Source organism: Micromonospora sp. ALFpr18c, from assembly GCF_008868155.1.
Classification (GTDB): Bacteria; Actinomycetota; Actinomycetes; order Mycobacteriales; family Micromonosporaceae; genus Micromonospora.
The window spans coordinates 1-9,468 of sequence record NZ_WBKR01000227.1 but is presented as its reverse complement, the minus strand read 5'-3'; the positions used below and the strand labels follow the sequence as shown (position 1 = coordinate 9,468).

The following is a 9,468-nucleotide window of genomic DNA, read 5'->3' as shown; positions in this document are numbered from 1 at the left end:
CGGCGACGACGCCAGATCGGGGGTGTCGGCCGGCCCGAACGGGGTACGCCCGCGCCATGACCGTCCTGGCCCGGCGCCGGCCCGCCGCCCGACCTCGGCCCGCGCGGCCCGGCCCCCTGCGGCCGGGTGGCCCGGTGCCGCGACCCACCGTCCGTCCCGGCGCGGCATGAGCGCCACCGGGACGCGTTTCCCGTTCCGCTTCGACCCGGTGTTCCGCCCGGCGTTGGCGTTGCTGGGTGTCCGGCCGGCGACGGCCTGGGTCGAGGTCACCGACCGGGAGCTGCTGATCAGGTACGGGCCGTGGCGGTTGCGGACCGAGCGGGCGAACGTGACCGGCGTCGACGTGAGCGGCCCGTACCGCTGGTGGCGGGCGATCGGCCCGCACGTGTCGCTGGCCGACCGGGGAGTGAGCTTCGGCAGCAGCACGGCCGGCGGGGCCTGCGTGCGCTTCGGCGTGCCGGTGCCGGCGCTGGCGCCCGCCGGGTGGCCACGACACCCGGCGGCCACGGTGACGGTCGCCGATCCGCCCGCCCTGGCCCGGCTCCTCGCCGACCCGGATCTGCCCTGAGCAGGCCGTCGGCCTGCCCGGTTCCGCCGGTCGGGCGGCGGGGTACCGCCTACCGTCGGAGCAGAACCTGCGAGGGTGGGACGGGCGATGTCTGACGAGCACCGGGCGAAACCGCGACGCTGGAACGGACGCCGTCACGCGCCGACGGGGCCGGACCCGGCGCTGCGGGCGGCCCGTGACCCGGCCCGCCCGCATCGGGGCGGCCGGCAGGGCGTCGTGGTCCCCGATCGGGTGCCCAGTCCGGTCCGGTCCGCGCCGCCGGCCAGCCCGCTGCGCCGGTGGCTCTTCCAGCACCAGGTGCAGCCTCCCGGCCCGGAGGCGGGCGAGGGACAGAACCGCCGGCACGCCTGGTGGCAGGTGATGTGCCTGACCGGCGTGGACTACTTCTCGACCCTGTCGTACCTGCCGGGCATCGCGGCGGTCGCCGCCGGGGCGTTGTCGCCGCTGGCGACCCTGTTGATCGTCGCGCTCACCCTGTTCGGCATGCTGCCGATGTACCGGCGGGTGGCGCAGGAGAGTCCGCACGGGCAGGGGTCGGTGGCGATGCTGGAGCGGTTGCTGCCGTTCTGGCGGGGCAAGATCTTCGTGCTCGTCCTGCTCGGGTTCGTGGCGACGTCCTGGATCATCACGATCACCCTCTCCTCGGCCGACGCCACCGTGCACCTGTTGGAGAATCCGTACCTGCCCGACGCCCTGCACGGTTCCGCCGTCCCGGTCGTGGTCACCGTCGTGCTGCTGCTCGTCCTCGGCGGGGTGTTCCTGCTCGGCTTCCGCGAGGCGGTGGTGGTGGCCATCCCACTGGTCGCCGTCTTTCTGCTGCTCAACGCGGTGATCGTGGCGGACGCGGTGGTCCGGATCGCCGCCGACCCGCGGATCGTGTCGGACTGGACCGCCGCGCTGACCAGCGGCGGCGCCGGGCCGGGCCACGTGCTGCTCACGGCCGTGCTGGCGTTCCCGCTGCTGGTGCTGGGCCTGTCCGGGTTCGAGACGGGGGTCAGCATGATGCCCCTGGTGTCGGCCGAGGGGCCGGACAAGCCGGCCCGGCTGGCGGCCCGGATCCGCAACACCCGCCGGCTGCTCACCACCGCCGCGTTGATCATGTCGGTGTACCTGGTCTCGACCACGTTCGTGACGACGACGCTCATCCCGGCGCAGGAGTTCCGGCCGGGCGGCGCGGCGAACGGTCGGGCGTTGGCCTTCCTCGCGCACACCAACCTCGGCGAGGTGTTCGGCACCGTCTACGACGTGAGCAGCGTGCTCATCCTCTGGTTCGCCGGCGCCTCGGCGATGGCCGGACTGATCAACATCGTGCCGCGCTACCTGCCGTCGTACGGGATGGCGCCGGAGTGGGCGCGCGCCGTGCGGCCGGTGGTCATCGTCTACACCGTGGTCAGCGTCGCCATCACGATCGCCTTCCGGGCCGACGTCAACGCCCAGGCCGGGGCGTACGCGACCGGCATCCTGGCGATGATGGTGTCCGGGGCGGTGGCGGTGACCATCTCCGCGGCCCGGCACCGCCAGCGCGCCGCCGCGATCGGCTTCACCGTGCTGACCCTGGTGCTGCTGTATGCGCTGCTGGAGAACGTCATCGAGCAACCGGACGGGATCACGATCTCGGCGTTGTTCATCCTCGGCATCATCGCGGTGTCGCTGGTCTCGCGGGTCACCCGGACCACCGAGCTGCGTGCCGAGCGCATCGAGTTCGACGAGCCGGCCCGCCGGTTCATCACCGAGTCGCTGGCACATGACGGGCAGTTGCACCTCATCGCGAACAAGCGGCAGAGCGGCTCGGTGAAGGAGTACACCGTCAAGGAGCGGGCGCAGCGGGGGATGAACCCGGTGCCCGGCGCGGCCGACGTGCTGTTCCTGGAGATCGATGTGGTCGACCCGTCGGAGTTCAGTCAGGTGTTGCGGGTGCACGGGGTCGGGGTGGGCGGCTTCCGGGTGCTGCGGGCCAGCAGCCCGGCGGCGCCCAACGCGATCGCGGCGATCCTCCTCGCCCTGCGCGACGCGACCGGGGTCCGGCCGCACGCGCACTTCGAGTGGTCCGAGGGAAGTCCCATCGCGCACCTGCTGCGCTACCTCATCCTCGGCCAGGGCGACACCCCGCCGGTGGTGCGGGAGATCCTGCGCCGTACCGAGCGGGATCCGCTGCGCCGGCCCGGCATCCACGTCGGCGGTTGACCGATGACTGCGGTGTCTGACCCGGTTAAAGATGAATAGCAGCACTATTCACGTTCACACCTTCCTGTCCGTATCGCGGCCCTATCGTGACGTTTGGTGGTCGGCGGCACGTCGAGCCCCCCGCGCCCGGATCGGCGCGGTCACGTCAGGCAGGCAGGAAGGCAGGCACCTTGATGTCCACGTACCGAAGGGGAGACCGCGCGACCCGACCCAGGCGGCGGTCCCGATGGGTCTTAGCCAGCGGCTTGCTGGCCGGGAGTCTGGTCGCGGGTGCGGCCGGCGTGGCCGGCGTCGCCGCCGCCGCCGACCGTGACCTCTCCCTCCCGGGACTGGCTCGGCTGAGCGCGGCGGCCCGGGACGACGACGACCGGCGCGATCCGCAGCGTGACCGTGACGACGCCGAGCGCGCCCGCCCGGACACCCCGGGCACCGGCAAGCGGGGCGTCGTGGCGGTGCCGTGCGACTCGGCGAAGCTGATCGCGGCGCTGGTCGCGGCCAACGCCGAGGGCGGCGCGGAGCTGCGGCTCGCCCCCAAGTGCCGCTACGTCCTCACCGAGGCGTTCCACGAGACCGACCAGTACGACGGCGGGATCCGCGACGCGCGGGAGGCGGCCGACGCCGCGGAGACCCCCGGTGACGCCGACGCGCCCCCGCACAACCCGGCCGACGACACCGCCGGCCTGCCGGTGATCTACCAGCCCATCACCATCGACGGCGCGGGCGCCACCATCGCCCGCGACGCCCAGGACGCCGCCTTCCGCTTCTTCACCGTCCGCGACGGTGGCGAGCTGACCCTGCGCGACATGGAACTGCACAACGGTCGCTCGGCCATCGAGGGTGGCAGCGTGCACGTGGTGCACGGCGCCACCGCTGTGGTGGAGCGGGTCACCGTCACGCAGAGCACCTCGCTGTCCCCCGAGGGTGGCGGCGGCGGGATCTTCAACGACGGGAACATGGTGGTGACCGACTCCACGTTCGTCGGCAACAGCGCCTCCGGCGCCGCGGGCAAGGGCGGGGGCCTGCTCAACGGCGGCGTGCTGACGCTGAAGCGCTCCGAGTTCCACCACAACAGCGCCAACGCGTACGGCGGTGGGCTCGGCAACTACCGGGGCGCGGCGGACGTGGAGAGCACCAGCTTCCGGCAGAACAGCGCGGCCCAGGGCGGCGGGTTGGCCAGCTTCTCGGCGCGTACCAAGGTCTCCGACACGGAGCTGCTGGACAACACCGCCCAGGTCGGCGGCGGCGCCGCGAACTCCGACGCCGTGCTGGTCATGCGCACCATGACCATCCGCGGTAACACCTCCACCGTCAACGGCGGTGGCATCTCGACCGTGAAGGGCCTGACGCCGCTGGACGACAGCGTGGTGGAGGGCAACACCACCCACGGCGTCGGCGGCGGCATCTACGCCGAGAAGGCGAACCTGCTGGTCCGGGGCAGTGACGTGACCGGCAACGAGGCGGTCGGCGCGACGTCCAAGGGTGGCGGCGTCTACGCCGCTGCGGGCTCGGTGGCGATCTACACCAGCAAGGTCACCGGCAACGCGGCCTCGGTGAAGCCCGGCGGCATCTTCGCCGAGCACGCCCAGGTCAAGCTCGACGACGAGAGCGTGGTCGTCGAGAACGAGCCGACGAACTGCGAGGGCAGCGCGGTACCGATCGCGCACTGCTTCCGCTGACCGTCGACCCGCGCACGGATCCATCCTGAGCGCGCCCGCCCGCCCGGACGATCGTCCGGGCGGGCGGGCGCCGTGTTCACGGACGCTCAGCAGGTCGAACGCGATCCGGGATGCGCAAACCAGCCTCCTAGGACGCTGTACGGGGTGTGCGGTGCCCGCGCCCGGCCGTCCCGACCAGATCCGAACAGGTGGGTGACCAGGCCGAACACCCGAGCGCCCGTGCCGAACGGGAGCACCCCTTCCGCCGGCCGCCGTCGGGCCCCAAGACTTCTCCCGTCGGCCGGGCACCGTGCGGCGCGCAGCGAACCACGACGGCTTCGCCCCGCCCTGTGCGACGTCGCACCGAACCGATGTCGGCGGCCGGACCGGCCGCGGCAGAGCCAACAGGGGAGTACGGATGACCAACAGACTGTTCCGCCGTGCCGCCGCCGTGGTCGTGGCAGCCGTCCTCGGGGGCGGCGTGGCCCTCACCGCCGCGTCACCGGCCCAGGCGGCTCTGTGCAAGTACGGCGAAAACACCGTCAGCAGCCCGACCGGCGGGGCCGGAGCCACCGCGGGCGCGAGCATCTGTATCGACAGCACCGGCCACGCCTGGCTCGACTGGTACGACTACAACTTCATGCGGGACCGCAAGGCCGACGGGTACGCCGCCCGCGCCTACGTCTACTGGTCGACGCGGTACACCGGTCCGATCGCCGTCGACGACACCTCCACCAGCCTGCCCGCCGAGCTGAACTGGGAGTCCAGCGGCGGCACCCAGTACCGCTGGACGGAGGTCTGGGTCTGTCTGGGCTACGCCCACCCCGACGACGGCAGCGGCCGTTGCGCCCTGGTCGTCTACCACACCTGAGCGGCCGCACCGGACGCACAACGGCCCGTGCCCCGACCGGGGGCACGGGCCGTCGTACGGTCGTCCTACTTGGACGGCTCGGGCAGCTTGCAGTCGACCTTGGGGTTGGCGCCGATGTAGTTCAAGGGCCCGGCCACGATGGTGACCAGGATCGTACCGGCCTCGGCGCAGTTGGTGTCGTCGCCGCTGTAGTAGCCGCGCTGGCCGCCGGCGATCGCGCCGATCACCAGCCAGATCACGACGATGACTCCGAGTATCGAGGTGCCGCGCATCGCTGCCTCCTGAGAAATGTGGTGAGAACTGAGGTGCAGGCGTTGTACCCCATCCGTGGGAGCGGCCAAACGGTTGTCGGGGTCGGCCCACGGATCGTCCGTCCGGCCGGTGTCAGCCGCCGTCGGTACCGCCCGGACATCGGCCACCCGCACCGGGTAGCACGGGCCGGCTATCGGATCGACGACCGACCCTGCCCTGGTACGGGTCGCCGGACGTAGAACTGCCTCACGGCCCCGCCGAGGAGGACTCATGGACGCCCCGACACCGCCCCTGTACATCGACCGCCCCGAGGACGTCGCGGTCGCGGCCCGTGCGCTCGCCCGCGGCGCGGTCGTCGCGGCGGCGTTCGCCAACTTCTACGTCATCGTCACCCGCCCGGACGCGGCCACGGTCCGCCGGGTCAACCTGGCCAAGGGTCGTCCCATCCAGCAGGTCGGCAGCATCACCACGGCGGTCGGCCGGATCCCGGGGATGTTCGACTGGTCGCGGATCTCGCCCCGGCTGCCGGCCGGTCGGGTGCGTGCGCTGATGGACGCGCTGTACGGCGCGGGGCCGTTCGGCTTCCGCGGGCCGGCGGCGGACCGGTTGCCGGAGCACCTCACCCAGGTCGACGAGGGCCTGCGGACCACCCAGGTGATCGCCCCCGGGTTGACCTGCCCGTCCAACGCCTTCTTCGAGCGGGCGCTCGCCGAGACGGGGTCGGACCACCTCTACATCACCTCGGCGAACCGGTCCCGGCACCTCACCGGCGCGGCCGAGGAGCCGGCGCACTGGAAGGCGGGCGCCCTCGCCGCCGACTTCGCGCACCTCGACGACCTGGTGGTGCTCGCCCACCCCGACGAGGCCGCGGCCCGCGCCGCCTACCCCGGTTACCTCACCACCTCGGTCACCCTGCTCTCCTTCCACGCGCCCGTCGGCGAGCTGGAGGAGCCGCCGGTGCTCACCGTCGACCGGCACGGGTCGCTGCACCTGGACGAGGTCCGCCGGGCCGCCGCGCCGCTCGGCCTCCAGGTGCGTCTCGGTGGCACCGCCGGTCGGCGGTTGCAGGTGCGGGGGTACGCGGGGGCGCTGGTGTGACCGGTTACCGGATCGGCCTGGTGGTGCCCAGCTCGAACACCACCATGGAGACCGAGATCCCGGCGATGCTGCGCCGGCGCGAGACGGTCGACCCGACGGTCCACTTCACCACCCACGCCAGTCGGGTGCGGCTGCACCAGGTGACTCCCGACGAGCTGGCCCGGATGAACCGGTCCGCCGTGCGGTGCGCCGCCGAGCTGGCCGATGCGCGCTGCGACGTGCTCGCGTACGCCTGCCTGGTGGCGGTGATGTGCGCGGGCGCCGGCGCGCACGAGCGGGCCGAGCTGCGGTTGGGTCGCGCCGCCGGTCGGGCCGGGCACGGCATGCCGGTGGTGACCAGTGCGGGCGCCCTCGTCGCCGGACTGCGGGCGCTGGGCGCCCGGCGGGTGGCGCTGATCGCGCCCTACCTGCCGCCGTTGACGGCGACCGTCGTCGCGTACCTCGCCGGGTACGGCGTCACGGTGACCGAGGCGGTGAGCCTCAGCGAGCCGGACAACGTCGCCGTGGGCCGGATCCCGACCTCCCGACTGCTGGAGCTGGCCGAGCGGCTGGACGTCACCGACGTGGACGCCGTGGTGTTGTCCGCCTGCGTGCAGCTGCCGTCGCTGGCGGCGGTGCCGCAGGTCGAGGCGCGCCTCGGTCGTCCGGTGCTCACGGCGGCCACCGCCACCGTGCACCAACTGCTCACCGGCCTCGGCGTCGAGCCGTACGTGCCGGACGCCGGGCGGCTGCTGGCCGGGCCGACGCCCCGCTGAGCCGGCCGGGCGGTGTCAGTGCGGCGGGGCCGGCATCTCCGGCGGCTTGCCGTGACTGCGGCGGAAATCGGCGTAGGCGACGCCGGCGAGCACCAGCATGGCGCCCAGGGAGGCGAACAACGGCGGCAGGTAGAGAACGCCGGGCGCGATGGTCAGCAGGGCCAGCACGCCGCCGGGCCGGGACCACGACACCCGGCTGAACACCTCGTACTCGAAGGAGGCCCGGCCGGCCAGGAACAGGGCCGGGCCGCCGAGGATGACCGCCAGCCAGGCCGGCGGCGTCCGGCCGGTCGGTTCGTGCAGCACCAGGTGGAAGCCCGAGGCCGTGGTCACCACGCCGGAGATCATCAACAGATGGGTGTACGGCGCGCTGAACAGGAACTTGCTCGGCGACTGGGCCGCCTGGATGGCCTGCGGCAGCAGTTGGCCGGACTTGTGCACGTAGATCCGCCAGAGCAACAGGGCGGTCAGGAACGCCACCGCGAAGGCGCCGATGTTCTCCGCCTCGTTGTGCTCCATGCTGAACATGGTGCCGATGGTCAGGATGGCGTCGCCGAGAGCGATGATGAAGAACTGCTGGTAGCGCTCGGAAAGGTGCTCGGCGGTCACGTTGCGCTGCTTCTCCGGCACCACCCCGAGCCCCGGCACCGGGTACGCGAGCCGGAATCCGATGTAGTCGATGGCGAGCGCGATGGCCCAGCAGATGATCCGGGCGTCCCCGCTGACGAACGCCCCGATGATCCAGGGGATCGCCGACACCACGAACCAGACGAAGATGCGCGCCGCTCGACGCTGGGTCTGCGGTTCGCGGCGTACGGCCGGCATGAGGAACAGCCCGCGTCCCAGGTGGATCGCCACGTAGGTGCCGGCGAAGACGAGCCCTCGGTCGTTGAACGCCTCCGGGATCGCCGTGGTCATCAGCAGCGCTCCGAACATCACGGCACTGATCAGCAGTTTGATCTCGGTACGGGCCGGGTTGTACAGGTCGGTGACCAGGGTGGTGATCGTCCAGGTCCACCAGACGGCGGCCAGCATGATCAGTGCCTGCCCGGCTCGGTGCCAGTCGAGCTGTTCGACCATGCCCCGCGAGATGAGCGCGAGGGCCACCACGTACACCAGGTCGAAGAAGAGTTCGAGCAGTGTCACCCGGCGCGGGGCCTCCGGGTCGCGGACCGGGGGTTGGGACCTCGGGGACCCGGGCTCCGGCGCGGCGAGTTGCACGGGTCGCTCCTGAGGTGCCGGTCGACGCGGCGGACCGTCCGGCCCACCCTCGACCGACGGTAGCGAGCACCGTTCGGCGTCACCCGTGCTTCGTCCGGTTTTCTCCCGACCGGGGATGATCGACTCGCGGTACCCGGACGGTAGGGGTGTCCCGGTCGGGTCGATGGCGCGCGGTTTCCGCGACGGCGGGTCGATCACGCCGGTGCTCGGTCGGTGCGCCGACAACGGCCGAGCCCCCGGCCGACCGTCGCGTTCGACGGCCGCCGGGGGCTCGATCGTCCTTGCTCAGCCCTGGCCCGGGTCGGGCAGCACGGCGACGGCCTCGTCACCGGCGCCGGCCAGCACACGGGCCTGCTGCGGCCAGGTGGCCAGTGCGGGCGCGGCACGCAGTCCGGCGGCACGGATCAGGTCCCGCAGCGCCGGCTCGTCCAGCTCACCGAGCTGGCCGTAGGTGCGCACACCGGCGGCCTGCAGCGCGGCCGCCATCTTTGGCCCGACCCCCTGGATCCGGCGGAAGTCGTCGGCCGGGCTGGACGAGTCGACCTCCGTGCTGTCGGGCACGGTGTCGGAGTGCGGACGTACCGGCGGGGTGGCCGGCACCGGCTCCGTGTCGGCGTCCGGCGCCGCGCCGGCCGTCGGCGTCGGGTCGGTCGCCCTGGCCACGGCCGGGCTGCCCTCGTCCTCGGCCGGCGTGGGCTCGGCGTCGATGGCGTGGGCCGGAGCGTCCTCGGCCGGCGTGGTGTCGGCCGGAGCGTCCTCGGCCGGCGTGGTGTCGGCCGGAGCAACCTCGCCCGGGGTGGTGTCGGCCGGCGTGGTGTCGACCGGCATGGTGTCGGCCGGCATGGTGTCGGCCGACACCATGCC

At 72.9% G+C, this 9,468-nt stretch carries 8 protein-coding genes and 1 pseudogene; 6 read left to right on the top strand and 3 right to left on the bottom strand.

Translation table 11 applies throughout. From position 1 onward, the window contains the following. The 4 genes from F8271_RS27485 to F8271_RS27470 form a co-directional block, all read left to right on the top strand. A partial coding sequence (locus F8271_RS27485) for a hypothetical protein (protein ID WP_225854796.1) occupies window positions 1–568 on the top strand: 568 nt, incomplete at its 5' end. An 87-nt stretch (window positions 569–655) separates the two neighbouring features. Then, window positions 656–2,752: an amino acid transporter gene (locus F8271_RS27480; protein WP_151492755.1), complete on the top strand. Its 2,097-nt coding sequence runs from the start codon at window positions 656–658 to the stop codon at window positions 2,750–2,752. A 173-nt stretch (window positions 2,753–2,925) separates the two neighbouring features. Further along, window positions 2,926–4,428 carry a hypothetical protein gene (locus F8271_RS27475; RefSeq protein ID WP_151492754.1) on the top strand — a complete coding sequence of 501 codons (1,503 nt, stop codon included), beginning with the start codon at window positions 2,926–2,928 and terminating at the stop codon, window positions 4,426–4,428. A gap of 397 nt (window positions 4,429–4,825) precedes the next feature. Next, complete coding sequence (locus tag F8271_RS27470) at window positions 4,826–5,278, top strand: hypothetical protein (protein WP_151492753.1); 453 nt, start codon at window positions 4,826–4,828, stop codon at window positions 5,276–5,278. Between the two features lie 65 nt (window positions 5,279–5,343). Here the strand turns inward: F8271_RS27470 and F8271_RS27465 are convergent, their stop codons facing one another. Then, on the bottom strand, window positions 5,344–5,550 hold the full coding sequence (locus tag F8271_RS27465; protein ID WP_007460667.1) for a hypothetical protein: 207 nt from the start codon (window positions 5,548–5,550) through the stop codon (window positions 5,344–5,346). A 250-nt stretch (window positions 5,551–5,800) separates the two neighbouring features. Here F8271_RS27465 and F8271_RS27460 point away from each other — a divergent pair, with 250 nt between their 5' ends. Then, window positions 5,801–6,628, top strand: a complete 828-nt coding sequence (locus tag F8271_RS27460; RefSeq protein WP_151492752.1) for a hypothetical protein — start codon at window positions 5,801–5,803, stop codon at window positions 6,626–6,628. Beyond that, on the top strand, window positions 6,625–7,383 hold the full coding sequence (locus F8271_RS27455; RefSeq protein ID WP_151492751.1) for an Asp/Glu racemase: 759 nt from the start codon (window positions 6,625–6,627) through the stop codon (window positions 7,381–7,383). Before F8271_RS27460 ends, F8271_RS27455 begins: the two co-directional genes overlap by 4 nt. 15 nt (window positions 7,384–7,398) lie before the next feature. On the opposite strand, the gene F8271_RS27450 is transcribed toward F8271_RS27455, so the two are convergent. Further along, window positions 7,399–8,604 (bottom strand): low temperature requirement protein A, encoded by a 1,206-nt coding sequence (locus F8271_RS27450; RefSeq protein ID WP_151492750.1) that lies wholly within the window; start codon window positions 8,602–8,604, stop codon window positions 7,399–7,401. Between the two features lie 285 nt (window positions 8,605–8,889). Next, window positions 8,890–9,468: pseudogene (locus F8271_RS33465) on the bottom strand (hypothetical protein); the annotation flags it as partial.

Bases quoted from the DNA above. Each gene is read 5' to 3' on its own strand.
- F8271_RS27480 (WP_151492755.1), top strand. From the start codon at position 656: ATGTCTGACGAGCACCGGGCGAAACCGCGACGCTGGAACGGACGCCGT.
- F8271_RS27475 (WP_151492754.1), top strand. From the start codon at position 2,926: ATGTCCACGTACCGAAGGGGAGACCGCGCGACCCGACCCAGGCGGCGG.
- F8271_RS27470 (WP_151492753.1), top strand. From the start codon at position 4,826: ATGACCAACAGACTGTTCCGCCGTGCCGCCGCCGTGGTCGTGGCAGCC.
- F8271_RS27465 (WP_007460667.1), bottom strand. From the start codon at position 5,550: ATGCGCGGCACCTCGATACTCGGAGTCATCGTCGTGATCTGGCTGGTG.
- F8271_RS27460 (WP_151492752.1), top strand. From the start codon at position 5,801: ATGGACGCCCCGACACCGCCCCTGTACATCGACCGCCCCGAGGACGTC.